This is a genomic window from Bradyrhizobium guangzhouense (assembly GCF_004114955.1).
Lineage (GTDB): Bacteria > Pseudomonadota > Alphaproteobacteria > Rhizobiales > Xanthobacteraceae > Bradyrhizobium > Bradyrhizobium guangzhouense.
In genome coordinates this window covers 3,622,879-3,648,479 of the sequence record NZ_CP030053.1, presented here as the reverse complement: position 1 = coordinate 3,648,479, position 25,601 = coordinate 3,622,879, and the positions used below count along the sequence as shown (strand labels likewise).

Here is a 25,601-nt window from a genome sequence, read left to right as displayed (position 1 = left end):
CTCAGCGCGACCGGTTCTTGACTGAGATCGCCGCGATGATCAGCGCAAACATTGCGAGCCTCAGGAGGTAGAACATCGGTTCGATCTCGTTCGAAACGTGAGTCAATCCGAGCGCCGCACGGGAGACGGCGTCGATCGCGAACGCCAGGGCGAACAGCAGGAAGAAGACGTCCGAGGTTTGGCGCCAGAACCTTACGAAGAACAGCGTCGTCGCGAACGAAGCCATCGCTACTGCACCGGAGAGAACCGCAGACAAGTTGCTCGTCATCATTCGACGTCCCAGATCAACCCGTAGAGCAGTACGGTCATCGCGATCAGCGCAACCAGCAAGCGCAGCGACGAGAGGTCGACGTCAGGCAATATCACCTTGTCGAGGACCAGAATGACGTTGTTCAGGGCGAGGCCGACGAAGCAAAGCCCACTCCACAACAGCAACCGATACTTGTTCCGGCGGTAGGCACCGAGCAGCATCCCGGCGCAAACAGCCGAAGTCGCCGCGCACAGACCGTAGATGAAAGAAGACACGGTCATCCCCCCTTGCGGAACTTAAAGGCGTCCGCGAAGGAGCCGATCCGGCGCGGTTTCGAGTGGACGAGGTTCGTCACGGGAATGAGATGGCGCGAATACACCTCCAGCAGTTGCTCGATCAACACCCGATTCTGCTCGGGCACACCTTCGAGGCGATAGACGGCATCGTCACGGGAAAGCAGTTCGGAAGCGCAAAGCCGACTCAACGCGTCGGCCGCCTCGGTCTTGCTGATGTACAGCCGCTCCGCAAGTCGCTCTGCGTTCCATTGCGACTGGGGATCGGATCGAACGAGAAGAAGCGCCTCGATCTGTGCCACCGAATCGATCCGCTCCAAAATGAAGCTGCGCAATTCGTCCGATACGTATTGATCTGCCATAGCGAGAGTACAGGCAATGCATTTCGTGACCGGGGACATCCCGCGAACGTGGACATCGACGGTTCCGACGACTAGCTCTTGGCTTCGGCTGAGGGCGTTTCGGTGTTGCACGCAAGACAGAGCGATCGCACCACAATGCGGCCCGCCACGGCGCGCCGCTCGTGCAGGTGCGGCGTCCGCGTCGCGCAGACTGCGCAGTGCGCCTCCGGTTGTCTGGACTTGACCGCTGCAGTTTCCGACATTTTGCCCCCGCCAGACCGCCATCGCTCCGTCGCCACAATCACGATCGAATCGTGGCCGCCGCGTGAACTTGATGCGGGCAAGGAGTGGACGCAATCCACCGGAAGGCCCAATCGGTCCGATACCGTACCGAGAAAGAGGCAACGCTCCCGCGCTTGGGCACGGTGGTCAAGGCTTCAAGATCGAAGCCCCGGTCGTCTTGCGGCTTTCCAGATCGATATGCGCCTTCGCGGCGTCCTTCAGCGCATAGGCGTGGTTGATCGGTACGTGCAGCTTGCCGTTGATGACGGCGGAGAACAGCGTATCGGCGCCTTCCAGCAGCTCCTTGCGCGTGCCGATATAGTCGTTGAGCTTCGGCCTCGTCGCAAACAGCGAGCCGTGATTGTTCAGCTCGGCGATCGAGAACGGCGGCACGGGACCCGAGGCATTGCCGAAGGACACGAACATGCCGCGCGGCTTCAGGCACGACAGCGATCCCGGGAAGGTCGATTTGCCGACGCCGTCATAGACGACGTCGCAGCCCTCGTTGCGGCTGATCTGCCTGACGCGCGCGACGAAATCTTCCTCGTTGTAGAGGATGACGTGGTCGCAGCCATTGGCCTCCGCGAGCTCGGCCTTCTCGCGCGAGCCGACCGTGCCGATGACGTGGGCGCCGAGCGCGCTCGCCCATTGGCAGGCCAGGAGGCCGATGCCGCCGGCAGCGGCATGGATCAGCACGCGATGATGCGGCTCGACCTTGAAGGTCTTGTGCAGGAGATACCAGACCGTCAGGCCCTTGAGCATCAGCACGGCACCCTGCTCGTGGGTGATGTGATCGGGCAGCTTGACCAGCTTCTCCCAGGGAATATTGCGCTCGCTCGTGTACGCGCCGAGATTGTGATAGTAGGCGACGCGGTCGCCGGGATGAAAATTGGTCACGCCCGACCCCACGGCGACCACCTCGCCCGAGGCCTCATTGCCGGCGATGAACGGCAATCCCGGCGCCTTGTAGAGGCCGGTGCGGTAGTAGACGTCGATGAAGTTCAGGCCGACCGCGTGCTGGCGGATGCGCACCTCGCCGGGTCCGGGCGCCGGCAGCTCGACGCTTTCATAGACCAGCGCTTCGGGGCCACCGACCTTGTGCACACGGACCGCCTTGGTCATCACCTGACCTCCTCTTCGCAGCAGCCAGCGAAAGACATCGCGACCGCCTTGTCAACTCGCCCCGGATTGGAACGGTTACGGCTTGCCGGCCTTCCTGCGGTTGCGCTTGGCCAGCACGTTGAAGAATTCCACCGCCGCCGAGAACGCAATTGCGAAATAGATGTAGCCGCGCGGAATGTGGAATTTGAAGCCGTCCGCAACCAAGGCAACGCCGATCAGCACCAGAAATGCCAGAGCCAGCATTTTGGTGGTCGGATTTTCCGCGACGAATCGCGCCACGGGCCCTGAGGAAATGTACATGATCAGGCAGGCGATCACGACGGCCGCAATCATGATCTCGAGGTCCTGGGCCATGCCGATCGCGGTGATGATCGAGTCCAGCGAGAACACGATGTCGATGATGACGATCTGGACGATCACCCAGAAGAAGGCGCTGCGAGCGGTCTTGCCCTCGCCCTCCTCATCGTCGGCGTCGACCTCGGCGTGGATCTCGTGCGTCGCCTTGGCGATCAGGAACAGGCCGCCGCCGATCAGGATGAGGTCGCGCCAGGAGAAGTCGTAGCCCGAGAATGAGAACACCGGCGCGGTCAGGCCGATCAGCCAGACCAGCACGCTGAGCAGGATGATGCGGAAGACCAGCGCCAGCGCCAGCCCGATCTGGCGGGCGCGATGCGCCTGCGGCTCGGGGATGCGCGACACGATCACCGACAGGAAGATGACGTTGTCGATGCCGAGCACGATCTCGAGCGAGGTCAGGGTGAGCAGCGCCGCCCAGGCCTCGGGGCTGGTCAACAAGTGCATCATCCGAACGATCTCACGAGACGGATCAACGCATCGCTGAATGCGATCCACAACGCGATCGCGCAGAGCGCAATCGTCACGGCGGTGCCGGCGCGGAAATCCATCTCCAGCGCGTAGAAGCCGAGCAGGCCCCACAGCACGACCAGCGACATCGTCAGCCAGCGCAGCCGCACGACGCGAACCGGATGCAGCACATGGAACGGCACGAAGGTCAGCACCACCAGCGCCGCGACCAGCAAGGTCGACGAGAGCGGCGGCCAGTGCAGCAGGAACAAATAGAACGCGGCCGCGTTCCACAGCGCCGGAAAGCCGCGAAAGTGATTGTCGTCCGCCTTCATGCGCAGGTCGGCGAAATAGAGCGCGCTGGTGACGATGATGGCGATGCCAAGCAGAGGCGCCGCCACCGGCAGCAGCATGCCGCTCGCCACGATCGCATAGGCGGGCACGAATACATAGGTGACGAAGTCGACCACGAGGTCGAGCACATCGCCGGACCAGTTCGGCTGCACGGTCTTGACGTCGAGCAGGCGCGCGATCGGCCCGTCGATGGCGTCGATGATCAGGGCGACACCCAGCCAGCCGAACATCGCGGCCCAATGCTCGCGCACGGCCTCCAGCATCGCGAGCAGCGCGATCGCCGCACCGAAGGCGGTGAAAATGTGCACCGAAAACGCCGCGGCACGGACCACGGGCGTCGGCTTGAGGGAATCCCCTTGGCTGTCCATTTGAGTTTCCATGGCCTCTGCTACCAGAACGGGACCGGTTTGCACATCCGCCACCGCGGCGTTGTGCCGCGCGATCGGTCATAAAACCAGGCAAAATAGGTGGGCTTGAATTTGCCGCGAGCCGTGTCAAATGTCGTGCCATGACAGACGCATCGACACCTTTTGACGCAAGCATCATCGGCGGTGGACCGGCGGGCCTCGCCGCGGCAATCGCCTTGGCGCAGCGGGGAGCGCGCACCGCGCTGGTGGCGCGTCGCCTGCCCTATGCCGATAACAGGACCACCGCGTTGCTGGGTGCCTCCGTCGAGCTCCTGGAGAGCCTCGACGTCTGGTCTCGCTGCAGGGACAAGGCGGCGGCGCTCGAGGTGATGCGCCTCGTCGACGACACCAAACGGCTGTTCCGCGCGCCCGAGGTCCGGTTCTCCTGTCACGAGATCGCGCTCGATGCGTTCGGCTATAATATCGACAACCGCTCGCTGATGCTCGCGCTCGAAGCGCGCGCGGCCGAATTGCCCAATCTCACCCGTTACGACGACGAGGCCGAGAGCGTTGTCATCGAAGCCGACGACGTCGCCATCCGCACGGCTGGTGGACAATTCCTGACAGCCCGGCTCGTGGTCGGCGCCGATGGCCGGCATTCGCTGTGCCGGGAGGCCGCCGGCATTGCGGTGACGCGGCGCGACCTGACGCAGACCGCCCTGACCTTCAACGTCGGTCATGCCCGCCCGCATCGCAACGTGTCGACCGAGTTCCACACGCCGCATGGCCCGTGCGTATTCGTGCCGCTGCCCGGCAACCGCTCCAGCGTGGTCTGGGTCTCGGCCCCGGCCGAGGCCGAGCGGCTTCGCGCCCTCAGCGACGAAGACCTCTCGGCCGCGATCGAGAAGCAGTCGCATTCCATCCTCGGCCGCATGACGGTCGAGCCCGGCCGCAATGTGTTTCCACTGGCGATCGAGCGGCCGCAATCCTTCGCGCGCGACCGGATCGCGCTGGTCGGCGAAGCCGCCCATGTGGTTCCCCCGATCGGGGCCCAGGGTCTCAATCTCGGCTTGAGGGATGCGGCCGACATCGCCCGGCTCGCCGGCGAGGCCATCACATCAGGACGGGACCCCGGCGCGGACGAGGTGCTCAGGCGCTACGACCGGGCCCGGCGACCGGATATTCTGAGCCGGACCTTTGCGATCGACATCGCCAATCGCTCGCTGCTCAACGATTTCCTGCCGCTTCAGCCGGTCCGCGCCGTCGGCATGCACCTGTTAGGTGCCATCGGCCCGCTCAGGCGCTTTGCCATGCGCGAGGGCCTGACGCCGACCTGGCGCAGATAATTGGCGCAAGTCGCTCTTACGGAAACACCAACCGTCCCGTCTGCAGCAGCCACATCACGCTGGTCAGTGTGACCACCGACGCGAACGTGCCGAGCAGCACGGCAACGGAGGCGGATTCGATCCAGGCATCGTTCTGCCGGGCGATCACGAACACGTTCAGCGCCGGCGGCAGCGAGGCCATCAGGATCGCCGTGGCGGCCCAGGGCTGCGCGAACGGCCCGAACGCCAGCATCAGGCCGAACGCCGCGAGCGGATGGATCAGCAGCTTCACCGCGATCACACCGGGCACCTCCCAGGGCACGCGGTCGAACGGCCGCAACGCCACGGTGACACCGAGCACGAACAGCGCCGTCGGGGCCGCCGCATTCTGAAGGAAGGCAATGGTGCGGTCGAGCGCGACCGGCAGCTCGATATGCAGCGCGGCAACAGCCGCACCAAAGCAGGCCGACATGATCAGCGGATTGAGCACGATCTGTTTCAACACCACGCCGAAGGCGTGCATGATGGAGGGATGGTCGCGGTCCGACAGCTCGATCAGCAGCGGCACGATCGTGAACAGGAAGATGCTGTCGCAGCAGAAGATCAGCGCGGTCGGCGCCGCCGCCTTCGACCCGAGTACGGCGAGCGCCAGCCCCGGACCCATGTAGCCGATATTGCCGTAGCCGCCGGAGAGACCGGCGAGCGTCGCCTCACGCAGGGTCAGCTTCCCCAGCAGCTTGCCGACCACCAGCGCGATGGTGAACGCCGCCACCGTCGACAGCGTGGTCGCTACCAGGAATGGCGGGTTGTTCAGCTCCGAGAACGGCGTCTTCGACATGATGGCAAACAGCAGCGCCGGCAACGACACGTAGAGCAGGAAGAAGTTCATCCATGCGAGCCCCGATTCTGGCAGGGACTTCGCCTTGCCGCAGGCGAAACCAACGAAGATCAAGCCGAAATACGGCAGCGCTAGATTGAGGATATCGGCCATTGATGAAGTATTTTCTGAAGATGTGGGGGCTACCCACCCCTTAACGGCAGGTTAATTCCAAATCAGGCCACTAGCATCGGCCACAATCCTGGTCTATCGACGAAGGATGATTAAAGCGCGGACAGCCAAATTCCAGATCGGACAGGTCGTGCGCCACCGGATCTTCTCGTTCCGGGGGGTGATCTTCGACATCGATCCGGAGTTCAACAACACCGAGGAGTGGTGGCTGTCGATCCCCGAAGAGGTGCGGCCCCACAAGGATCAGCCGTTCTACCATTTGCTCGCGGAGAACGCGGAGTCCGAGTACGTCGCCTATGTCTCCGAGCAGAACCTCTTGCCCGATGAATCCGGCGAGCCGATCCGGCATTCCCAGGTGGCCGAGATCTTCATCAAGAACAAGGATGGCGGCTACCGCCCGCGCAATCCTTCGTTGAACTGAGCGCAAGAGACTCGAGCGGTCGCCTCGGTCCACCTCTCCCTTCGGAGAGGTGGACGAACCCTCCAAGCAACAGCGAGGCACGGTCGACCAATGCGCGGCCAGCAAAAAAGGCGCCCGATCGGGCGCCTTTTTCATGTCCGGTACCTGAGCCCGATTACTTCTGAGCGGCCGGAGCTGCACCGGGTGCGCCAGGCGCCCCACCCTGCTGCTCGAGCTTCTTGCGCTGCTCTTCAGCCTTCTTCTGGAGCTCTTCCTGCAGCTTCTTCTGGGTTTCCTCGAACACCTTCGGATCGGTCGGCGGACCGTCATAGGCCTTCTGGAATTCACCGGTAAGCGGCAGCGGCAGGGTCAGCGGCGCGCCGTTGGCGTTGATCGCCTGCACCACGAGGTTCTGGCCCTTCTTCAGGTTGTTGATCAGTTCCGGTGTTGCCTCGTAGTCGGACATACAGCCGTTCTGGAAGCAGATCACATAGGGGCTCTGCAGCGGCGGGTTGTTGTCGACGATGATCCGGGTGCCGTGCACGAGCTGCATGCCGAGCGGCAGCGTCACGCGCAGGATCTTCTTCGGCTCGCCTTCCGGCTCGATGATGACAGCGGCGATGACCGGCTGGCCTGATTCGATGCGGCCGTCCTTGCCGGTGAAGCAGACCTGCTTGGCGTTGGCGTCCTGGCCCTTGAGGCAGAACTTGGTCCAGGGGGCGTAGATCAGCTGGATCTGCTGATCGGCCGGCTGGGCCTGCGCGGCCGGGGCACCCTGCGGTGCCGGGGCCTGCTGGGCCTGGGGAGCCGGCGCGGGTGCCGGGGCAGCCTTGGGAGCAGCCTTCGGTGCGGCCTTCGCCTTGGGGGCCGGTGCGGGGTTCTGGGCTTCGGCGGCAAACGGAATGACCAGTGCCGTCGCCGTCAACAGAGCGAGAACTCGCCCGCGCGGCCGGACGGACGCGGCCAAATAACGGAAATTCATTGCAGAAAACCCTTTCTGAACGGGAAGTGCCCGGACCGCTCCGAAGCACCGAACCAAGCCGCCTTGGGCGCGGCTCTCTCCCCGTCAATTGAGGCAGATAAGTGACGGGCTCGGCGCTCTTGCGCGATTGCGTGCCTTCTTAACGTGGTCGACGGAAAGATCAATGCCGACAAGCGTCTTTGACCACATCCGGGCGGGCGCCCAGTGAAATCCCTGTGATAGGATTCTCCCGAGCCGCCCCTCGAATCAACGTGTCCGAATGTTCATGTTCCAGCGCCTGCTCGAGGGGCCCGGCCTGCGTCTTTGCAGCCTCGCCTTGATCCTCAGCGTCGGCCTGATTGCAGGTGCTGGGCAGGCCGAGGAGATGCATGCGATCGCCATGCACGGCAAGCCGGCGCTGCCGGCCGATTTCACCCACATGCCCTATGCCAATCCTGACGCTCCCAAGGGCGGCCGCCTGACCTGGGGCATCCTCGGCACGTTCGACAGCCTCAATCCGTTCATCGTGAAGGGATTGGCCGTGCAGCCGATCCGCGCCTATGTGGTCGAAAGCCTGCTGGCGCGCGGCCAGGACGAGCCGTTCACGCTCTACGGCCTGCTCGCCAAGACCGTCGAGACCGATGACGAGCGCAGCTACGTCACGTTCCACATCGACCCCCGTGCCCGCTTCTCCGACGGCAAGCCTGTGACCGCCGTGGACGTGCTGTTCTCCTGGCAGCTTCTGCGCGACCACGGCCGTCCCAATCTCCGGCAGTACTATTCCAAGGTCGCCAAGGCGGAGGCGCCCGATTCCCTCACCGTCCGCTTCGATCTCACCGGGGCCAACGACCGCGAATTGCCGCTCATCCTGGGCCTGATGCCAATCCTGCCCAAGCACGCCGTCGACGTCGCGACCTTCGAGGAGACCACGCTGTCGGGGCCGATCGCCTCCGGCCCGTACCGCGTCACCGCGGTCAAGCCCGGCGCCAGCGTGACCCTCACACGCAATCCCGATTATTGGGGCCGCGATCTCCCTGTTAATCGTGGGCTGTTCAATTTCGACGAGATCCGGCTCGACTATTATCGCGAGGCCAACGGCCAGTTCGAAGCGTTCAAGCGCGGCCTCTATGATTTCCGTGTCGAGAACGAACCGCTGCGCTGGCACGACGGCTATGATTTTCCGGCCGCCAAAAGCGGCGAGGTGATCCGCGACACCTTCAAGCCGGGCGTGCCGCAGCCTTCGGAGTTTTTGGTGTTCAACACCCGCCGGCCAATCTTCGCCGACATCCGCGTGCGCCAGGCCCTCACCCTGTTGTTCGATTTCGAGCTGGTCAACCGCAATTACTTCTTTTCGCTGTATTCACGCATCGCCGGCTATTTTGCAGGTTCAGAGCTGTCGGCCTATGCGCGGCCCGCGGATGCGCACGAGCGCGAGTTGCTGAAGCCGTTCGCTGCGCAGATCCCCGAAGACATCATGGAGGGCAGCTACCGCCTGCCTGTCACCGATGGCTCGGGGCGCGACCGGACGACGCTGCGTGCGGCGCTCAAGCTGCTGACGGACGCCGGCTACGACCTCGAAGGCACGGTGTTGCGCAACCGCCAGACAAAAGCCCCCTTCACGTTCGAGATGCTGGTGACGACCCGGGACCAGGAGCGCATCGCGCTCGCGTTCCAGCGCGACCTCAAGCGCGCCGGAATCGACGTGAGCGTCCGCGCGGTCGATCCGGTGCAGTTCGACCAGCGACGGCTGTCCTACGAGTTCGACATGATCCAGAATCGCTGGGACCAGTCGCTGTCGCCCGGCAACGAGCAATATTTCTATTGGGGCAGCGCCGCCGCCGACAGTCCGGGGACCCGCAACTACATGGGCGCGAGGGATCCCGCGGTCGACGCCATGATCAAGGCCCTGCTGGAGGCCCGTGATCATACGGATTTCGTCGACGCCGTGCGGGCGCTCGACCGCGCCTTGATGGCGGGCTTCTACACAATCCCCCTGTTTAACGTATCCGAGCAATGGATCGCGCGCTGGAATCGGATAGAACGGCCACAGGCCACCGCGCTCTCAGGCTATTTGCCGGAGACCTGGTGGTCGAAGGGTGAGCCTCAAGCCAGTCCAGCGAAGTGACGCCGTGAACCAGCCAGCCGTATCGCCGACGCTCGACACGCTGTTCCAGCGGACGCTGATGCGGCAGCCGCACGCGCCCGCTTTGCTCGATCCCCTCAACAAATCCCGTATCACCGGCCACCAGCCGCGGCGGCTGACCTACGCCGAGGCCGACACCGCCATCGAGGCGCTGTCGGCGCATTTCGTCGAATCGGGCCTGCCGGCCAATTCGGTGATCGCGATCCAGTTGCCCTCGACCGTCGAGTTCGTGCTGACCGTGCTGGCCGCCCATCGCGCCGGCCTGGTCGTGGCCGTGCTGCCGCTGCTGTGGCGACAGGCGGAACTGGCGGCCGCGCTCAACCGCACCGCGGCACGCGCGATCGTCACCATGAGCAAGGTCGACGGGGTCAGCTATGCCGACCTTGCGATGCACGCAGCCGCCGAGGCGTTCTCGATCCGCCACGTGTTCGGCTTCGGCACCGATTTGCCCGAGGGCATGGCCTCGCTCGACGAGGTGCTGTCGCGCCCGCCCGGCACGACGCGCGCCGTGATCCAGGACGGCCGCAAGGCGGCCATGATCTCCTTCGACGTCACTGCGGAAGGTTTCCGCCCGGTGCCGCGGCCACACTTCAGCCTGATCGCGGGAGGGCTCGCGATGTCGCTGGAGGCCGACATCCAGCAGGGCGCGACCGTCATGTCGGCGTTCACGCCGATGTCGTTCGCGGGCCTCGCCTCCTCGCTCGCGGTGTGGCTGCTTTGCGGCGGCACGCTGGCGCTGCATCACCCCTTCGAAAGCGAGGTGTTGGAGCAGCAGATCAACGAGCACGCCTGCAACGTGCTGATCGCACCGGCCCAGCTTGCCCTACGGCTCGGCGATTCCGGTCTGGCGGCCCGGATGCCGACCTTGCGCAACGTCGTCGGGCTCTGGCGCGCGCCGGAGCAGGTTGCGGCGAGCGAAGCCTGGATCGCGCCGCATGCGCCGCTCACAGACGTCTATCTGTTCGGCGAAGCCGGGCTGTTCGGCGCAAGGCGCGGCGAGGATGGCGTGCCTGTCGCGGTGATGCCCGGCCCGCACGGCGCGCCACGCGAGCAGTCCGGCTCCTCGATCGCGGGCGAGATTCTGCTCACCCCCAAGGGCACGCTCGGCCTGCGCGGCCCGATGGTGCCGATCGCGGCCTACGCGCCACCGCAGCCGGTCGGCGAGACGCTGACGGCGCAGCCGCCGCGCGACTATGTCGACACCGGCTATGCCGCCCGGATCGACCGCGCCAGCGGCGCGATCTGCATCACTGCGCCGCCCTCGGGCATCATGGCCGTCGGTGGCTATCGCTTCCTCTCCAACGACCTGCAGGAATGGGCACGCCGACTCGGCCAGGGCGCGCTGCTGACGGCCCTGCCCGACCGGCTCTCCGGCCACCGGCTGGCGGGCCGGGCCCAGGACAATGCCCGCGCCCGCGAGGCACTCAGCGAACTCGGGCTTAACCCTCTGATGGTTGAGGCTTTTCGCGACCGCTCCGGCCCGGTCTAGGCGCAGTTTTGCGGGGAACATTGACGCTGCATTAAGGCGGCCGGACTAGATTGCGCAGCATCGATTGCGCGATCAGAGTTTCCTGATGTCCCAGGCGGGCCCCATTCTCTTTGTGTCCAATGCCGAGCGCCCGGCCTTCATTGCGGCGCTGGACGAGGCGCGTCTTTTTCCGGTTGTGGACAGCGATTGGGCAAGCGCGTCGCGCGCCGTCGAAGAGGTGCAGCCTGCCGCCGTCCTTGCCGCGATGTCCGGCGGGCATGAGCCGTACATGCCCCTGCTCGCGAAGAAGATCGCCGAACAGCCGCTTTATCTGCCGATGGTCGCGCTGGATGCGCAAGCGACACTGCCCCACAATGCGCTGCCTTTCGCCACACGCGGCAATGCAGCCGAGCGCCTGATCGCACGCCTGCGCGCCGCGATCCGCGTCCGCACACTGCATGCCACCGTGATGCGCCGCCTGCCGGAAGTGAAGGTCGCGCTGCCGGACGCCGATCCGGTGCGCGATGCCATCGTGCTCCTGATCGGCCGCGGCGCCGCCTATCCTGCGCTGTCAGTCGCGCTCGGCGAGCGCACCGGCGTCGTCGGCGCGCTCTCGATCGAGGCCGCCGCAAAACATCTCAACACGCGCGATATTGACGGCGTCGTTCTGTCCGACGGTTTCACCCCGCGCGTCACCGACGCCTTTCTCACGGTGCTCGCGGAGGATACGCGCTTCCGCAACCTGCCGGTGGTCGTCACCGCGCATCAGCTGACCCAGAGCTACGACCTGCCCAATCTCGAGCTGATCCCGGGCGAGCCTGCCAAGGTCGCCGCCAACGCACTGCCGTTGATCCGCCAGCACGCGATGGAAGCGCAACTGAGCCGCACGTTGCGCTCGATCGATGCCGGCGGCTGGCTCGATCCGCGCAGCGGCCTGCTCACGGTCGAAGCCTTCGCCCGCGATTTCGCCAAGGCGGTGGAGCAGACGCTCGCCCGCGGCGGCGGGCTGTCGGTGGCGCGCTTCGCCTTCGACCCCGGCAATCCCCGCGCGCAGCTCGATGCCGCGCGGATCCTCAGCCGCCTGATGCGGCAGATGGACTTTGGCGCGGCGCAGAAGGACGGCTCCGTGATCGTGGTGTTCGCCGAGACCGATTTCCGCACGGCGCACATGATCGCCCGTCGCCTGTCGGCGGTGATGAAGCACACGTCGAACGGCAAGCACGAGATGCGCAGCGATCCCGTGGTCAGCGTGGATTCGCTGTCGCCGTCGGACACGGCGAGGTCGCTGCTCGGGCGGCTGTCGGCGGATGCGTCGCGCGCGGCGTCGTAGTCTTTACCGCACCTGATTGTACGGATCATCCATTCATGGGACCTCGGCTGCCCATGAGATCCCACAGAATCTGAAAATCAACCCCATGCGAGCGCGCCCCCCAATCTTTGCGCCGCCCACAACTAATGGGAGAATGCCAATTCTTGCAGCGCCGACAAATCAGGGCGTGCTCTCGGCAGCTCCAACCAATCGCGCTCTCCTCGCACCCCGCGTCGAGAAGACTCCGGATCGTGCCGACCCGAACATTCGTGTTCTCCGTCGGATCGTCAGGGATTGAGATAGTCCGTCAGATGCTGAGAAGCCGCACCCGCAGCAACATCGGCCATGTCGTCAAAGCGTTAGCGTCATGAACCGATTGACAATGTTCCCGATATGTTCCAATATGAGTTTCCTACAACCTTTGGATGAACAAAGCGCATGACAGTTACCTGCGCTTCAATATTTTGGCCTGTGACGCAGTCTGTAAAACTCGCAACAGCATTCATTGCTGGGGTCATGCTCATGGCGTCTTCCGCCTATGCGAAGGATTACAGGGTGGAATACGGCATTGAAACGCCAACCGAGAGCGATGCGGGGTCGACGGCCTGCCCTTATGGGGTTTGCCGCGTGAAGGTCGACAAGCTGAACCTGACGATCATCATTTTCCTGTCTCGCGATGACCTTGGCCATGCGCGCATTCAAATCGAGGGCAAGCCCGGCTGCTGCTTCTTCGAGCTCGGCGCGCGATCACAGGGGATCGCGCCCAGCAACCCGCCACCGAAGCTTCGCTTCTTTGTTGGCGCGGCGGCGCGAGGGCTGTTGTATTTCCAGAATGAGCCGGCTGGAAACATTTACCTGAGATTTCACCTCGATTGATCGTCTCAGCAGGGGTTCGGACGTCGTCGCATGGAAACTAAGGCGGAGATCCTCATGCTGCCTTTTTTCTACGCGAGCTCCGCGTCTCCCAGTTCTGGAGGAATACCACCTTCATGTCGGGCCGCACCTGGGCGACCTGGCCGCATCGCGCGCTGCGTCCTGCCATCCGCACGCTAGACCTCAAGAAGACATAACCGCGCGCTAAACGCGGCCCTTGGATTTCGCGTTGGTCGCCAAAGCGGGCGCAGGAGCGGCCAGGAGAAAGCCGACGGAATCATTCAGGAGCTCGTAGGCACGGTCGACAATGTCGTCCAGCGATATCGTCTTGGCGAACATGCGCTGCGCTTCGGCCAGCAACTGGTCGCGTGTCGGCATGCTGGACAGCCGCAAATCGGCATGGTGCTGCAACTGACTGAGCGTATCCCGGACCGACAATTCGGTCTCGTGGATCGACACCCTGATCGCATGCGCGATGTGCTCCGGGTTGAAGCGAGCTGCGAGCTGCTCGGCCGCCTGCTTGATCACACGTGATCCCAACCGGTGCTCATTGCGCAGGACCTGCTTGGGCGGCATCTTCATATCCCTGACAATGCCGAGCCAGGACAACGCCACCAGCACATAGTAGGTGAGGTCGATCTCGTACCAATGGAAGCCCTGCCGCGCGCTGGCCTGATAGGCATGATGGTTGTTGTGCCAGCCCTCACCCATCGTCAGCAAAGCAAGCAGCCAGTTGTTGCGGGAGTCATCACCGGTCACATACCGCTTGCGCCCGTGAACGTGCGCGAGCGAGTTGATGCAGAACGTGGCGTGATAAAGCAGCACCGTGCTCCAGAGGAATCCGACCACGAGCCCCGGCCATCCGGCAACAAGGAAGCACAGCGCGGCGAGCACGATGGCCGGCAACAGCTCCAGCCGGTGCAGCCACATCAACTCGGGATATGACGCCAGATCCGCGACTTTCACGAGGTCAGTCGCATCATGCTGCCGGTAAAAGATCCAGCCGACATGGCTGAACACAAAACCCTTGTGCCGGGGTGAGTGCACATCCTGCACCGTGTCCGAGTGAAGATGATGATGGCGGTGCTTGGCAGCCCACCAAAGCACGCTCTTCTGGGCGCTGCTCTGGGCGAGGACGGCCAGGATGAACTGGAACACCCGGCTCGTCACGTAGGATCGATGCGAGAAGTACCGATGATATCCGCCTGTTATCCCGAACATGCGCAGCCAATACAGCGCGGCGCAGATCGCAACCGCTTGCCACGTGACGCCGGACCAGACCGCCGCGAGGCATCCCGCATGGATCAACACGAACGGCAGAACCTGCGGATACATGACATCGTCGTGGTCGTGCTTTGAATCACGCTCTGATTCCTGGCCCGAACCGGTATTGATAGACACGCGCGCGACCTCAACTGCTTCGACGTGCGGGCCAACCCGCAAACCGGTATAAAAAAACCGCGGCCGGTAAACCAGTCGCGGATCGACGGATACGGTACGCAGGACTCAGTTAGCGAATTCGGAATCTGGCGGCTGCTTCGTCGTTCCGCAAGTGCCGATATGTCGCTGTTTTCAGACCGTGGCACGGCGCAGCCTGTATCGTGGTGCGCCGCCTCCGCATTACTACGGACCCTACGCCGCCTTCTTGCTCTTTGCGAGCTGCGCCAATTGCCGCATGATCTCGGTGGTGCCGGCGAGGCGCTCTTCCGGCGTCTCCCAATCCTGCAGGAACACCACCTTCATGTCGGGCCGCACCTTGGCGGCCTGGCCGTAACTCCTGATGAACGACACGAGACGATCGGGATGGGCGAAGGAATTGTCGCGGAAGGTGATGACGGCCCCCTTCGGACCGGCATCGATCTTCTCGACATTGGCCTGACGGCAGAACGCCTTGATCGCGGCAACCTTGAAGAGATAGCGCACCTCGTCGGGCAGCACGCCGAAGCGGTCGCGCATCTCTGCACCAAAGTTCTCGATCTCCTCCTCGCTGTCGAGATCGGCAAGGCGCCTGTAGAGCGACAGTCGCACCGAGAGATCGCCGACGTAATCCTCCGGAATGAGCACGGGCATGCCGATGGTGATGGTCGGCGACCAGCGGTCGGCGGCGGGCTCGGATACGCCGGCCTTGAGGTTGACGATCGCCTCCTCCAGCATCGATTGATAGAGCTCGAAGCCGACCTCCTTGATGTGGCCGGACTGCTCTTCGCCGAGCAGGTTGCCGGCGCCCCTGATATCGAGATCGTGCGAGGCGAGCTGGAAGCCGGCGCCCAGCGTCTCCAGTGATTGCAGCACGGTGAGCCGGCGCTCGGCCTGCGCCGTGATCTTCTGCTGCGAAGGCAGCGTGAACAGCGCATAGGCCCTGAGCTTGGAACGGCCGACGCGGCCGCGGAGCTGATAGAGCTGCGCGAGGCCGAACATGTCGGCACGATGCACGATCAGCGTGTTGGCGTTGGGAATGTCGAGACCGGATTCCACGATCGTAGTCGACAGCAGGATATCGAACTTGCCGTCGTAGAACGCGGTCATGATGTCCTCGATCACAGCGGGCGGCATCTGGCCATGCGCGACAGCGACCTTCATCTCCGGCACGTTCTTGTCGAGGAAATCCTTGACCTCGGCGAGGTCGTCGATGCGCGGCACCACATAAAACGCCTGGCCGCCGCGATAACGCTCGCGCAAGAGCGCCTCGCGGATCATCAGCGGATCATGCGGGGCAACGAAGGTGCGGACCGCAAGACGGTCGACCGGCGGCGAAGCAATGATCGAGAGCTCGCGCACGCCGGTCAGCGCCAGCTGCAGCGTGCGCGGGATCGGGGTGGCCGACAGCGTCAGCACATGCACCTCGGAACGGAGTGCCTTCAGCCGCTCCTTGTGGGTGACGCCAAAGTGCTGCTCCTCGTCGACGATGACGAGGCCGAGATCGCGGAATTTGATGGCCTTGCCGAGCAGCGCGTGGGTGCCGACGACGATGTCGACAGAGCCGTCGGCGATGCCCTTCTTGACCTGGTTCAGCTCCTTGGTCGGGATCAGGCGCGAGGCCTGCGCCACGTTGACCGGAAAGCCCTTGAAACGTTCGGTGAAGGTCTTTGCGTGCTGGCGCGCCAAGAGCGTGGTCGGCACCACCACCGCAACCTGCTTGCCTTCCAGCGCGACGGCAAAGGCGGCGCGCAGCGCCACCTCGGTCTTGCCGAAGCCGACGTCGCCGCAGATCAGGCGGTCCATGGGACGGCCGAGCTCGAGATCCTTCAGCGTGGATTCGATGGCGCCAAGCTGGTCCTCGGTCTCGTCATAGGGAAAACGTGCGCAGAACTCGTCATAGAGCCCCTGCTGCACCGGCAGCTTCGGCGCCTCGTGCAGATGGCGTGCGGCTGCGATCTTGATCAGCTCGCCCGCGATCTCGCGAATGCGGTTCTTCAGCTTGGCCTTGCGGGTCTGCCAGCCGGAGCCGCCGAGGCGATCGAGCTCGACCGTGGTCTGGTCGGAGCCGTAGCGCGACAACAGCTCGATGTTCTCGACGGGAAGGAACAGCTTGGTCTCGGCAGCATAATGCAGCTCGAGACAGTCATGCGGCGCGCCGGCGACGTCGAGTGTCTGCAGGCCGATGAAGCGGCCGATGCCGTGATCGACGTGGACGACGATGTCGCCCGCGGTGAGGCTCGTCACCTCCGAGATGAAGTTGTCGAGCTTGCGGCTGGCCTTGCGCGGCCGCACCAGGCGGTCGCCCAAAATGTCCTGCTCGCTGATGACGGCGATCTCGTCGGTCTCGAAACCGCTCTCCAGGCCGAGCACGGCGAGCATGGTCTCGTTGCGCGGCGTCGCCTGCACCGTGCGCCAGGAATTGACGCTGGTGGTGTGCGTCAGCTTGTGGTCGCGCAACATCGAGGTCATGCGGTCGCGCGAGCCTTCGCTCCACAGCGCGATCACGACCTTCTTGCGGCTGGCCTGCAAGGCCATCACGTGGCTGACCACGGATTCGAACACGTTGACCTTGGAGTCGTTGCGTTCGGGCGCAAAGTCGCGGCCCTTGCGCGCACCGGCATCGACCACGCTGGTGCCGTCGGCCGGCACCGCGAAGGCCGTCAATCGCGCCAGCGGGATGTCGCGTTCGCGCTTGCCCCACTCCTCCTCGGTCAGATAGAGCCGGTCCGGCGGCAGCGGCTTGTAGATGGCGCCGCCGCCCGGATGCTCCATGGCATCGCGGCGGGCCTCGTAATAGTCCTGGATCTGCTTGAAGCGCTCGCGGACGGCGTCCTCGGCCTGCGGCTCGATCGCAACGGCCGCGCCTTGCAGATAATCGAACAGCGTGTCCATGCGGTCCTGGAACAGCGGCAGCCAATGCTCCATGCCGGGATGGCGGCGGCCCTCGCTGACCGCCTCATACAGCGCGTCGTCGCGCTCGGGCGCGCCGAACTCGGCGACATATCCCATGCGGAATCGGCGGATCGTGTCGGTGACGAGCTGAAATTCCGAGATCGGCACCAGATCGAGCGAACGCATGTCGAGCAGCGTGCGCTGCGTCTCGGCGTCGAACGAGCGGATCGATTCCAGGCTGTCGCCGAAGAAGTCGAAGCGGACCGGCTGCTCGAGGCCTGCCGGAAACAGATCGAGGATGCCGCCGCGCACGGCATATTCGCCGGGCTCGCGCACGGTGGACGAGCGGTTGTAGCCATTGTGCTCGAGCCAGGCGACGATGGTGTCCATCGGCACAACGTTGCCGGGTGCAACCGACAGCGCCTGCGCCGCGACCAGCTCGCGCGCCGGCACGCGCTGCACGACGGCATTGACCGTCGTCAGCACGATCAGCGGCTTGTCGCTGCCGGTGAGCGCGGCGAGCCGCGCCAGCGTGGTCAGACGCTGCGCCAGAATGCCGCCATGCGGCGAGACGCGGTCATAGGGCTGGCAGTCCCAGGCGGGAAAGGTCAGCACGGGTAGATCGGGCGCAAAGAATTGCAGCGCGCGCTCAAGCTGCTGCATCCGCCCGCCGTCGCGGCAGACCACGGCGAGGCTGACAGCCGGCTTCTTCGGCCGCGCCGCAATCGCGCGCGCCAGATCGGAGACGACGAGGCCTTCGGCGCCCTCGGCGACGTTGGCAAGCGTCAGCGCGCGGCCGGGCGTCAGCAGCTCGGCCGGAGATTTCATTCCCTGCTTCATAAATTGCCGTCCGCGATCGGATAGGCCTTGATGCGGGCGAACAGCGCGCCGGTGACATCTTCTGGCAGCAGCTTGTCACCCGTGATGGCGGCATAGAGATCGGGATCGTTGACCTCGAGCAGGGTCTCGAGCTCGGTCAGCTCCGCCTCCGTGAGGTTGCCGATCTCGGCATCCGCGAAGCGGCCGAGGATCAAATCCATCTCGCGCGTGCCGCGGTGCCAGCAGCGGAACAGCAGCCGCTTGCGGCGATCGTCCAGCCCGTCGCTCGATCGTGTCGTTCCCGTCATGTCTCAAATCCAGTCAAACGCCGAAAGCCCGGACGTGCCGGGCCGCCGTGATATAGCCACTGGAACCGCCGGTGTCAGCCCTCGATTTGGCATGACCGCACCCGCTGGAGGCCCACGAAAAAAGACGTGGATGCCCTAGATAAAGCCGGGCATGACGGGGCGAAACGATCCTAGATTCGCCCTCATGCGCCCCAGCCTGCTCAATCCGCTGTTTGCTCCCGTGACCAGCCTGCCCGGCGTCGGTCCGAAGCAGGACAAGCTGTTGCAATATCTGCTCAGCCGGAGCGAGACGCCGCGGCTGGTGGATCTGCTCCTGCATCTGCCGAGCCAGGTGATCGACCGCCGGGCCCGGCCGAAGATCCGCGACGCCGGCGTTGGAACCATGGTGACGCTGGAGGTGACCGTCGATCGCCACCGCCCGCCTCCGCCGCGCAACGCGCGCGCGCCCTATCTGGTCTATGCCAGCGACGATACCGGCGATGTCGTGCTGACCTTTTTCCGCGCAAAGCCCGGCTATGTCGAGAAGCTGTTGCCAATGGGCGAGAAGCGCTTCGTCTCCGGCACGCTGCAGATGTATGACGGCATCCCGCAGATCGTGCATCCCGACCGTGTGCTGGACGAGGAAGCGATCTCGAAACTGTCCGGGATTGATCCGGTCTATCCGCTCACCGAGGGTCTCGCGCTCGGCTCGCTCCGCCGCGCCATCGCGCAGGCGCTGCAGAAGCTGCCGCCCCTGCCAGAATGGATCAGCCCTGACGTGCTGCGCCGCTGCAATTTCCCGCCAGTCGCAGAAGCACTCAATCGCGTGCACCAGCCGGTCGAGCTGACGGACATCCTGCCCGATCAGCGCTTCTGGTCGCGCCTGGCCTTCGACGAGCTGCTGGCCGGCCAGCTCGCGCTCGCCTTGATCCGGGCTCAATTGCGGCGGCCTGCCGGCGTACGCAATGCCGGCGACGGGCATTTGCGCAACAAGATCATCGACGCCCTGCCCTATGCGCTGACACCCTCCCAGCGCAACGCTGCTGCGGCTATCGCCGACGATCTGAAGCAGCCGGTGCGCATGCTCCGCCTGCTCCAGGGCGATGTCGGCTCCGGCAAGACGGTGGTGGCGCTGCTGGCAGCTAGCGCCGTCGCTGAGGTCGGCAAGCAGGCCGCGCTGATGGCGCCGACCGAAATCCTGGCGCGCCAGCATATCAAGACCATCGCCCCGCTCGCCGAGCGCGCCGGCATGCGGGTCGCCATCCTCACCGGCCGCGAAAAGGGCAAGGAGCGGCGCGAGATCATCACCCAGCTTGCCGAAGGCGAGATCGACCTGCTCGTCGGCACCCACGCACTGATCCAGGACGATGTCATCTTCAGGGATCTGGCGCTCGCGATCGTCGACGAGCAGCACCGCTTCGGCGTGCGCGAGCGGCTGGCGCTGACGTCGAAGGGGGAAGCGGTCGACGTTCTCGTGCTGAGCGCAACGCCCATTCCGCGCACGCTGGTGCTCACCTATTTCGGCGACATGGACATCAGCGAACTCCGCGAAAAGCCCGCCGGCCGCCAGCCGATCGACACCCGCGCCGTTGCCATGAACCGGCTCGGTGAAGTCATGGATGGCGTCGGCCGCGCGCTCGACGCAGGCAAGCTGGTCTACTGGATCTGCCCCCTGGTCGAGGAGTCCGAAGCCGAGGGCAGCGAGCATCTCACCAACGCAACGAAACGTTTCGAGAGCTTGCAGAAGCGCTTTGGCGATCGCGTCGGCCTCGTGCACGGCCAGATGAAGGGCGCGGAGAAAGATCGCGTCATGGGCCAGTTCGCCGCCCACGAGATCGGCCTTCTGGTCGCGACAACAGTGGTCGAGGTCGGCGTCGACGTGCCGGCCGCGACCATCATGGTGATCGAGAATGCCGAACGCTTCGGCCTCGCCCAGCTGCACCAGCTGCGCGGCCGCATCGGCCGCGGCTCGGAGGCCTCGACCTGCATCCTGCTCTACAGCGAACCGCTCGGCGAGATGTCGAAGGCGCGGCTGAAAGTGATCCGCGAGACCACCGACGGCTTTCGCATCGCCGAGGAGGACCTGAAGCTGCGCGGCGAAGGCGACGTTCTCGGCGTGCGCCAGAGCGGCCTGCCCGGCTACCGCATCGCGCGCTCGGAGGTCCACGGCCAGCTCATCACGCAGGCCCGAGACGAGGCGCTGCGCATCATGAAGGACGACCCGAAACTGAAGGGCGAGCGCGGCGAAGCGCTGCGCTGCCTGCTGTATCTCTACGAGCGGGACGAGGCGATTCCGTTGATCGGAGCCGGTTGAGCCTCGAGGTTTGGAACAAAAGTTCCTTGAGCTGGTTCCCACAAACCGCATGTTGCTAGCCGCCACCGAGTCGGTACCTTGAAGGAATCAGCTTGGTGAGACTGGCGTGACTTTGGGGGTGAGTGTGCGTGCCTTGGGGCGTCGAACCGGGATATGGATCAGGCGATCCCTTCGGACCTGGCCGGTTTCCAACTATCTGTTGCTGCTCGCGCTCGTCACCGCAATTCCCGTCGCGGCCTGTGCCGCCTTTCTGGCCTACCATTTCGTGGCGGAATCGTCCCAGCTCACCAGGGCGGACTACGAGGACAGGCTTCGCCTCATGCGCAATGCGGCCGAGCTTCGCGTTGCCAACATCATCGAGGATCTCCAGATCCTGGCGCTGTCTCCCTCGCTGTCACAACAGAATTACGCCGAGTTTAGAGAGCATGCCATTCAGTCAGTGAAGCTGATCGGCGGGACAGCAATCGTCCTCTATGCGCCCGATGGCCAACAGATCGTCAACACGCGCCTTGAGCTCAATGCGCCGCTGCCAAAGCGCGTCGAATTCGAGTTCGAGCGACGGGCGATTGAAACCGGGCGACCTCAAGTGTCCGGTCTGCAGCGCGCGGTCGTCGACGGTCAGCCCATCGTCACGATCGCGGTGCCGGTCCGCATCGGCGGAGAGATCCGTTATGCGCTCAATATCGGCCTATCGACGAAGTATCTTTCCTCGTTGATGGACGACTACGTTTCCGCCCGAATGGTCGGCAGCATCATCGATGCGAACGGAATTCTGCTGGCAAGGCGGCCTTTGATGGACGGCGACGATCTGGTCGGCCGGCCAACCATTCCGGAGGTGATGGCCCATATCGGGCAGCCTTCCGCCTGGTGGATCAAAGCCGTATCGCGAACGGGCGTTCCGACCTACACATCGCTGTTGCGCTCCAATCAGACCGGCTGGTCGATCAATCTTGCCGTTCCGCGTGATGTCATCGACGGCCCGCTGCATCGGACGGCCGAGGGGATCATTGCGCTGACTCTTTTTACGATCGCACTGGGATTGGCGCTGGCGAGATTGTTGTCCCGCCGCTTCCTCGCCGAATTCGCCGACCTCGAACGATATGTCGGCGGCTTGCGCTCGGGTGCACGTGCTCCGAAGCCGGGCACGATCAGCGAAGTCAACCGGATGAAGAAGGTGCTGTATCACGTCGGCAGCGAACTCGCAGGCGCCTTGAAGCAGCAGAAGGCGCTCCTGGATGAAATCAATCACCGGGTGAAGAACACGCTCGGGACCGTCCAGTCGATCGCGCGTCTGTCACGTGCCAGTTCGAACGACCTGAACGAATACGCCGCCGCCTTCGAAGGCCGCCTCCTGGCCCTGTCGCAAGCCTACAATCTGCTGACCGAGAACAACTGGGTTGGCGTCAGCCTGGTATCCATCGTCAGACAGACGTTGGCTCCTTACGCCGGTCCTGAACGTCTCGAAATTGACGGCCCCGATATTCTGTTGCCGCCCAAACTCACGTTGGCGATTTCCGCCGCGCTCCAGGAGCTCAGCACGAACGCGGCAAAATACGGCGCCTTCTCGGTCGCGTCGGGCAAGCTGCACCTATCCTGGAATGTCGACGAGACAGGTTTGGTGCGGCTGTCCTGGACCGAGAGAGGTGGCCCGCTGGTCCACAAGCCCACGCGTCGCGGCTTTGGAACGAAGATGATCACCGGTATGTTCGCCGGCGAAGCCGGCTGGTCGGTCAGCCTGGATTTCAATCCGGGAGGACTTCGCTGTCTCATGCAGTTCTGGTCGCGCGACCAGGCCGACCACGATGTGACATTGATGGAAGCGAGCTAGCTCCCTCCTGAAGCTCTCCGCCGCCCGACTTCATAGGCCGCCACATGCGCCCGTGCCAGATCCAGCAGTGGCGTGTCGATGCCAAGCTTGCGGGCGCGATTGGCCATATCACCCAGGATATGCTCGGACTCGGTCATCGAGCCGCGCTCGATGTCGCGCAGCATCGAGGCCTTGAGCGGTGAGTCCATGGTCGTGAACAGTTTTCGGTCGAACTCGATGAACGGGGCGCGCGGCTCAAATCCCGAGGCGGTCGCAACCGTGCAGCATTCCGCGAACAGGCGGAAGATCGATTGCCCACCGTTCGGCACCGCCAGGATGTCGCCGATGCTGGCGCGCATCAGGCAGGTGATGCCGGCGAGCGTCGAGAGCTGGACGAACTTCTCCCACATGTCCTGCATGATCGCTTCGCTGGCGCGCACGTCGATCCCGCGGACATTGAGCAGCTTCTCCAGAGCGAGCGTGCGCTCGCTCAGCGACCCCTTGGTCTCGCCGAAGACGATGGTCTGGTTGGCCATGAACTGAACGACACGGCCATCCGCATCGAGCCCGGCGCTGACATTGGCCAACCCACCGAGGACGCACGCCGCGCCGAACCGCGCGGTCAGGGCGTCGATATGTTTCAATCCATTGAGGATGGGGAGAACCATCGTGCCCGGGCCAACGGCCGGAGCAAACTCGCTCATGGCGTCATCGAGCGAATAGGCTTTCACGCCGACGAGAACGACGTCGAAGGGCTCTCTCAGCTCGTTCGCCATCAGGATCTTCGGCTGCACGGTGAAGTCGCCGTGCGGGCTCTTGACCTGCAATCCATCGCGGCGCAATTGCGCCGCGCGGGCAGACCGCACCAGAAAAGTCACGTCGGCGCCCGCTCGGACCAAGCAGGCTCCGTAATAGCCTCCGAGCGCTCCCGCGCCGATCACCAATACTCTCATTCCATCTCCTGCGTCCTTGGCGATATTCCGCCATCGCCGATTGGTTCAGCCGGACTGACGCTTCGATCGCGAATGCTTCGAAATCAGACTTTCTTCTTCGCGATACCGGCCGCGAACGCCTTCAGCAGCGACGCATCGACCGCGTCGCCCCCGGCATCGGCGGCCAGATGCTCGAACCATTTGGCAAAGCCTTCGTAGATCTGGCTTGCCGGATGATCGGGCCCGAGGAAGCCTGATATCTCGTGCATCTCCGCGATCCAGCGATAGGCCTTCGGGATCATGTCGGGCAGCGCGACCTCGAGCCGCGCCAGGATCGCGGGCTGGCTGAGCGCGAGCTCGTCGCGGAGCGCATCCGCGGCCCCCGCCTTGGTCGCCGCGACCACCATGGCCGAGCCGATCCCGGCGAGACCCTTGACGATGCCGGCATAGGACATTTTTAGCGCAGAGGCCGCACCGACCGGACCTTCGACGATGCGGATGTCGAGCCCGAAATCCCTGAGCACGGCGATATCCCTGGCGTGCGCGCCGGACATGTAGAAGGCCGGGCTCTTGCCGCCCGGCTGCGGCGGGAAGCCGATGATGCCGCCGTCGACGAAGGGCGCCTGCGCCGAGCCGATGATCTCCTCGATCCGCTTCACCGTGTCGACATTGACGGCGTTGCAGTCGACCACGACCGGCTTCTTGTTGCGCTTCACGATCAATGCGGCGAGCCGCTGCGCCAGTGCCTCCGCCTCGCCCGGCGGCACGATCGAGAGAATGATATCGGCATCCGCGATCGCATCGTCCTCGGCGCCGATCATGCCTGAAACCGCCGCGCGTTTCAGCGTCGCCTCACTGCGTCCCTTCAAAGACGTCAGCACACGCGCGCCGTTCTCGCTCAGGCGACGGGCCACCGCGCTGCCCATGGCACCGGGCGCGAGGATCGCAATGGTCTTCGACATCGGGCACTCCAGTTCGACTTCCGAGCGCGACGCTCGGTCCGACCGGAACAATAGCAGAGGACGCGATCGCCCGCTGACCGCATTCTATCCCGCCGTGGAATAGCCCTACTCCGCCTTCGCAGGCTCGGGCTGGAGCGTGGAGGCATTGGCGATGCGCGCGGCATTGGCCATGCCCGCGAGCGCGGCCGCCTTCTTCGGGTCGGGTGCCGAGCCGGGCTGCACCACGCCGGCCGACATGATCAGCGTTGCGGCATCCTCGGCGGTGAGCTCGACCTCGATGATCTTGCTCTTGGGCACATAGAAGAAGAAGCCGGTAGTGGGGTTCGGCGAGCACGGCAGAAACACCGAGACATGTTCCTCCTGCCCCGGCAGGCTGCGCGAGACCTCTTCGTTCGGCGATTGCGAGATCAGCACGATCGACCACATGCCGGGCGAGGGAAACTCGACGAGGCCCACTTTGCGGAAGCTCGAACCCTTGCCCGAGAACAACGTCTCGAACACCTGCTTCAGGCCACGATAGATCGCGCGCACCGCTGGGATCCGGCCGAGGAACGTCTCGCCGACATCGACCAGCGTGCGGCCGATCAGGTTCGCCGCGAGGAAGCCGACCAGCGTCAGCGTGAAGAATGCGACAATCAGTCCCCAGCCGGGAACGCCGTAAGGCAGATAGGTTTCCGGCCGGTAGGCGAGCGGCACGAATGGCCGCACCACGCCGTCGACCCAGGTGACGAACCACCAGACCAGATACAGCGTGATCGCGATCGGGCCGGTGACGATCAGCCCGGTCAGGAAATAGTTGCGAAACCGGCCCATCAGGCCGGTATGCGGTTCCGGGGCGGGATCAAGAGGCGCAGGCGCGTCGTCGCGGGCGGTCATTCGGGTTCCAGG

The 25,601-nt window shown here is 64.4% G+C and carries 23 protein-coding genes; 8 read left to right on the top strand and 15 right to left on the bottom strand.

The features are described 5' to 3' along the window. Position 1 precedes the first annotated feature (1 nt). The 6 genes from XH91_RS17640 to pcsA form a co-directional block, all read right to left on the bottom strand. Positions 2 to 271: a DUF5985 family protein gene (locus XH91_RS17640; protein WP_245477138.1), complete on the bottom strand. Its 270-nt coding sequence runs from the start codon at positions 269 to 271 to the stop codon at positions 2 to 4. Continuing rightward, positions 268 to 531 carry a DUF5985 family protein gene (locus XH91_RS17635; protein WP_245477136.1) on the bottom strand — a complete coding sequence of 88 codons (264 nt, stop codon included), beginning with the start codon at positions 529 to 531 and terminating at the stop codon, positions 268 to 270. Before XH91_RS17635 ends, XH91_RS17640 begins: the two co-directional genes overlap by 4 nt. Further along, entirely contained in the window at positions 528 to 905 is a 378-nt protein-coding gene (locus XH91_RS17630; protein WP_128951742.1) for a hypothetical protein, read from the bottom strand. Before XH91_RS17630 ends, XH91_RS17635 begins: the two co-directional genes overlap by 4 nt. A 408-nt stretch (positions 906 to 1,313) precedes the next feature. Further along, positions 1,314 to 2,288: a quinone oxidoreductase family protein gene (locus XH91_RS17625; protein ID WP_128951741.1), complete on the bottom strand. Its 975-nt coding sequence runs from the start codon at positions 2,286 to 2,288 to the stop codon at positions 1,314 to 1,316. 75 nt (positions 2,289 to 2,363) lie between these two features. After that, a complete protein-coding gene (locus XH91_RS17620) occupies positions 2,364 to 3,092 on the bottom strand; it encodes a TerC family protein (RefSeq protein ID WP_128951740.1) in 729 nt (242 codons plus the stop codon). After that, entirely contained in the window at positions 3,089 to 3,814 is a 726-nt protein-coding gene (gene pcsA, locus XH91_RS17615) for a phosphatidylcholine synthase (RefSeq protein ID WP_245470776.1), read from the bottom strand. Before pcsA ends, XH91_RS17620 begins: the two co-directional genes overlap by 4 nt. Positions 3,815 to 3,954: 140 nt before the next feature. Between pcsA and XH91_RS17610 the strand changes: the two genes are divergently transcribed. Continuing rightward, positions 3,955 to 5,139: a UbiH/UbiF family hydroxylase gene (locus XH91_RS17610; RefSeq protein WP_128951738.1), complete on the top strand. Its 1,185-nt coding sequence runs from the start codon at positions 3,955 to 3,957 to the stop codon at positions 5,137 to 5,139. Positions 5,140 to 5,155: 16 nt separating this feature from the next. On the opposite strand, the gene XH91_RS17605 is transcribed toward XH91_RS17610, so the two are convergent. Then, the gene (locus XH91_RS17605; RefSeq protein ID WP_128951737.1) at positions 5,156 to 6,109 is read right to left on the bottom strand and encodes an AEC family transporter; all 954 of its coding nucleotides are present in this window, start codon (positions 6,107 to 6,109) and stop codon (positions 5,156 to 5,158) included. A gap of 106 nt (positions 6,110 to 6,215) precedes the next feature. Here XH91_RS17605 and hspQ point away from each other — a divergent pair, with 106 nt between their 5' ends. Next, positions 6,216 to 6,548, top strand: coding sequence for a heat shock protein HspQ (gene hspQ / locus XH91_RS17600; RefSeq protein ID WP_018317973.1), 333 nt, complete (start codon positions 6,216 to 6,218; stop codon positions 6,546 to 6,548). A 154-nt stretch (positions 6,549 to 6,702) separates the two neighbouring features. Here hspQ and XH91_RS17595 read toward each other — a convergent pair whose 3' ends face one another. After that, entirely contained in the window at positions 6,703 to 7,509 is an 807-nt protein-coding gene (locus tag XH91_RS17595; protein ID WP_128951736.1) for an invasion associated locus B family protein, read from the bottom strand. 259 nt (positions 7,510 to 7,768) lie between these two features. Here XH91_RS17595 and XH91_RS17590 point away from each other — a divergent pair, with 259 nt between their 5' ends. The 3 genes from XH91_RS17590 to XH91_RS17580 all read left to right on the top strand — a co-directional run bounded on the left by XH91_RS17590 (position 7,769) and on the right by XH91_RS17580 (position 12,429). Next, entirely contained in the window at positions 7,769 to 9,613 is a 1,845-nt protein-coding gene (locus XH91_RS17590; protein WP_128951735.1) for an extracellular solute-binding protein, read from the top strand. Between the two features lie 4 nt (positions 9,614 to 9,617). Then, complete coding sequence (locus XH91_RS17585; protein WP_128951734.1) at positions 9,618 to 11,120, top strand: class I adenylate-forming enzyme family protein; 1,503 nt, start codon at positions 9,618 to 9,620, stop codon at positions 11,118 to 11,120. Positions 11,121 to 11,205: 85 nt separating this feature from the next. Beyond that, positions 11,206 to 12,429: a GGDEF domain-containing protein gene (locus XH91_RS17580; protein WP_128951733.1), complete on the top strand. Its 1,224-nt coding sequence runs from the start codon at positions 11,206 to 11,208 to the stop codon at positions 12,427 to 12,429. Positions 12,430 to 12,773: 344 nt separating this feature from the next. On the opposite strand, the gene XH91_RS38870 is transcribed toward XH91_RS17580, so the two are convergent. After that, the gene (locus tag XH91_RS38870; RefSeq protein WP_164934266.1) at positions 12,774 to 12,932 is read right to left on the bottom strand and encodes a hypothetical protein; all 159 of its coding nucleotides are present in this window, start codon (positions 12,930 to 12,932) and stop codon (positions 12,774 to 12,776) included. On the opposite strand from XH91_RS38870, the gene XH91_RS17575 reads away from it, so the two are divergent. Beyond that, positions 12,931 to 13,284: a hypothetical protein gene (locus XH91_RS17575; RefSeq protein WP_128951732.1), complete on the top strand. Its 354-nt coding sequence runs from the start codon at positions 12,931 to 12,933 to the stop codon at positions 13,282 to 13,284. The genes XH91_RS38870 and XH91_RS17575 overlap by 2 nt on opposite strands. Before the next feature lie 201 nt (positions 13,285 to 13,485). On the opposite strand, the gene XH91_RS17570 is transcribed toward XH91_RS17575, so the two are convergent. The 3 genes from XH91_RS17570 to XH91_RS17560 all read right to left on the bottom strand — a co-directional run bounded on the left by XH91_RS17570 (position 13,486) and on the right by XH91_RS17560 (position 18,719). Further along, on the bottom strand, positions 13,486 to 14,616 hold the full coding sequence (locus tag XH91_RS17570) for an acyl-CoA desaturase (protein WP_164934267.1): 1,131 nt from the start codon (positions 14,614 to 14,616) through the stop codon (positions 13,486 to 13,488). A gap of 297 nt (positions 14,617 to 14,913) precedes the next feature. Continuing rightward, positions 14,914 to 18,432 carry a transcription-repair coupling factor gene (gene mfd / locus XH91_RS17565; protein WP_128951730.1) on the bottom strand — a complete coding sequence of 1,173 codons (3,519 nt, stop codon included), beginning with the start codon at positions 18,430 to 18,432 and terminating at the stop codon, positions 14,914 to 14,916. Next, positions 18,429 to 18,719, bottom strand: coding sequence for an FAD assembly factor SdhE (locus XH91_RS17560; protein WP_128951729.1), 291 nt, complete (start codon positions 18,717 to 18,719; stop codon positions 18,429 to 18,431). The genes mfd and XH91_RS17560 overlap by 4 nt, the downstream gene beginning before the upstream one ends. A 184-nt stretch (positions 18,720 to 18,903) precedes the next feature. Between XH91_RS17560 and recG the strand changes: the two genes are divergently transcribed. After that, positions 18,904 to 21,012: an ATP-dependent DNA helicase RecG gene (gene recG / locus XH91_RS17555; RefSeq protein ID WP_128951728.1), complete on the top strand. Its 2,109-nt coding sequence runs from the start codon at positions 18,904 to 18,906 to the stop codon at positions 21,010 to 21,012. A 439-nt stretch (positions 21,013 to 21,451) separates the two neighbouring features. Continuing rightward, the gene (locus XH91_RS17550; protein ID WP_245470775.1) at positions 21,452 to 22,840 is read left to right on the top strand and encodes a sensor histidine kinase; all 1,389 of its coding nucleotides are present in this window, start codon (positions 21,452 to 21,454) and stop codon (positions 22,838 to 22,840) included. Here the strand turns inward: XH91_RS17550 and panE are convergent. The 3 genes from panE to XH91_RS17535 all read right to left on the bottom strand — a co-directional run bounded on the left by panE (position 22,837) and on the right by XH91_RS17535 (position 25,589). Then, complete coding sequence (gene panE, locus XH91_RS17545) at positions 22,837 to 23,772, bottom strand: 2-dehydropantoate 2-reductase (protein WP_128951726.1); 936 nt, start codon at positions 23,770 to 23,772, stop codon at positions 22,837 to 22,839. The two genes, XH91_RS17550 and panE, sit on opposite strands and share 4 nt — an antisense overlap. Before the next feature lie 83 nt (positions 23,773 to 23,855). Further along, positions 23,856 to 24,713 carry an NAD(P)-dependent oxidoreductase gene (locus XH91_RS17540; RefSeq protein ID WP_128951725.1) on the bottom strand — a complete coding sequence of 286 codons (858 nt, stop codon included), beginning with the start codon at positions 24,711 to 24,713 and terminating at the stop codon, positions 23,856 to 23,858. Positions 24,714 to 24,818: 105 nt separating this feature from the next. Next, positions 24,819 to 25,589 (bottom strand): DUF502 domain-containing protein, encoded by a 771-nt coding sequence (locus XH91_RS17535; protein ID WP_128951724.1) that lies wholly within the window; start codon positions 25,587 to 25,589, stop codon positions 24,819 to 24,821. Positions 25,590 to 25,601 lie beyond the last annotated feature (12 nt).

Coding starts and splice junctions, on each gene's coding strand:
- XH91_RS17640 (WP_245477138.1), bottom strand. CDS start 271: ATGATGACGAGCAACTTGTCTGCGGTTCTCTCCGGTGCAGTAGCGATG.
- XH91_RS17535 (WP_128951724.1), bottom strand. CDS start 25,589: ATGACCGCCCGCGACGACGCGCCTGCGCCTCTTGATCCCGCCCCGGAA.
- XH91_RS17570 (WP_164934267.1), bottom strand. CDS start 14,616: ATGTATCCGCAGGTTCTGCCGTTCGTGTTGATCCATGCGGGATGCCTC.
- pcsA (WP_245470776.1), bottom strand. CDS start 3,814: ATGGACAGCCAAGGGGATTCCCTCAAGCCGACGCCCGTGGTCCGTGCC.
- XH91_RS38870 (WP_164934266.1), bottom strand. CDS start 12,932: ATGAGCATGACCCCAGCAATGAATGCTGTTGCGAGTTTTACAGACTGC.
- recG (WP_128951728.1), top strand. CDS start 18,904: ATGCGCCCCAGCCTGCTCAATCCGCTGTTTGCTCCCGTGACCAGCCTG.
- XH91_RS17580 (WP_128951733.1), top strand. CDS start 11,206: ATGTCCCAGGCGGGCCCCATTCTCTTTGTGTCCAATGCCGAGCGCCCG.
- XH91_RS17610 (WP_128951738.1), top strand. CDS start 3,955: ATGACAGACGCATCGACACCTTTTGACGCAAGCATCATCGGCGGTGGA.
- XH91_RS17575 (WP_128951732.1), top strand. CDS start 12,931: ATGGCGTCTTCCGCCTATGCGAAGGATTACAGGGTGGAATACGGCATT.
- XH91_RS17630 (WP_128951742.1), bottom strand. CDS start 905: ATGGCAGATCAATACGTATCGGACGAATTGCGCAGCTTCATTTTGGAG.
- XH91_RS17590 (WP_128951735.1), top strand. CDS start 7,769: ATGTTCATGTTCCAGCGCCTGCTCGAGGGGCCCGGCCTGCGTCTTTGC.
- hspQ (WP_018317973.1), top strand. CDS start 6,216: ATGATTAAAGCGCGGACAGCCAAATTCCAGATCGGACAGGTCGTGCGC.
- XH91_RS17595 (WP_128951736.1), bottom strand. CDS start 7,509: ATGAATTTCCGTTATTTGGCCGCGTCCGTCCGGCCGCGCGGGCGAGTT.
- XH91_RS17620 (WP_128951740.1), bottom strand. CDS start 3,092: ATGATGCACTTGTTGACCAGCCCCGAGGCCTGGGCGGCGCTGCTCACC.
- XH91_RS17605 (WP_128951737.1), bottom strand. CDS start 6,109: ATGGCCGATATCCTCAATCTAGCGCTGCCGTATTTCGGCTTGATCTTC.
- XH91_RS17560 (WP_128951729.1), bottom strand. CDS start 18,719: ATGACGGGAACGACACGATCGAGCGACGGGCTGGACGATCGCCGCAAG.
- panE (WP_128951726.1), bottom strand. CDS start 23,772: ATGAGAGTATTGGTGATCGGCGCGGGAGCGCTCGGAGGCTATTACGGA.
- XH91_RS17635 (WP_245477136.1), bottom strand. CDS start 531: ATGACCGTGTCTTCTTTCATCTACGGTCTGTGCGCGGCGACTTCGGCT.
- XH91_RS17625 (WP_128951741.1), bottom strand. CDS start 2,288: ATGACCAAGGCGGTCCGTGTGCACAAGGTCGGTGGCCCCGAAGCGCTG.
- mfd (WP_128951730.1), bottom strand. CDS start 18,432: ATGAAGCAGGGAATGAAATCTCCGGCCGAGCTGCTGACGCCCGGCCGC.
- XH91_RS17540 (WP_128951725.1), bottom strand. CDS start 24,713: ATGTCGAAGACCATTGCGATCCTCGCGCCCGGTGCCATGGGCAGCGCG.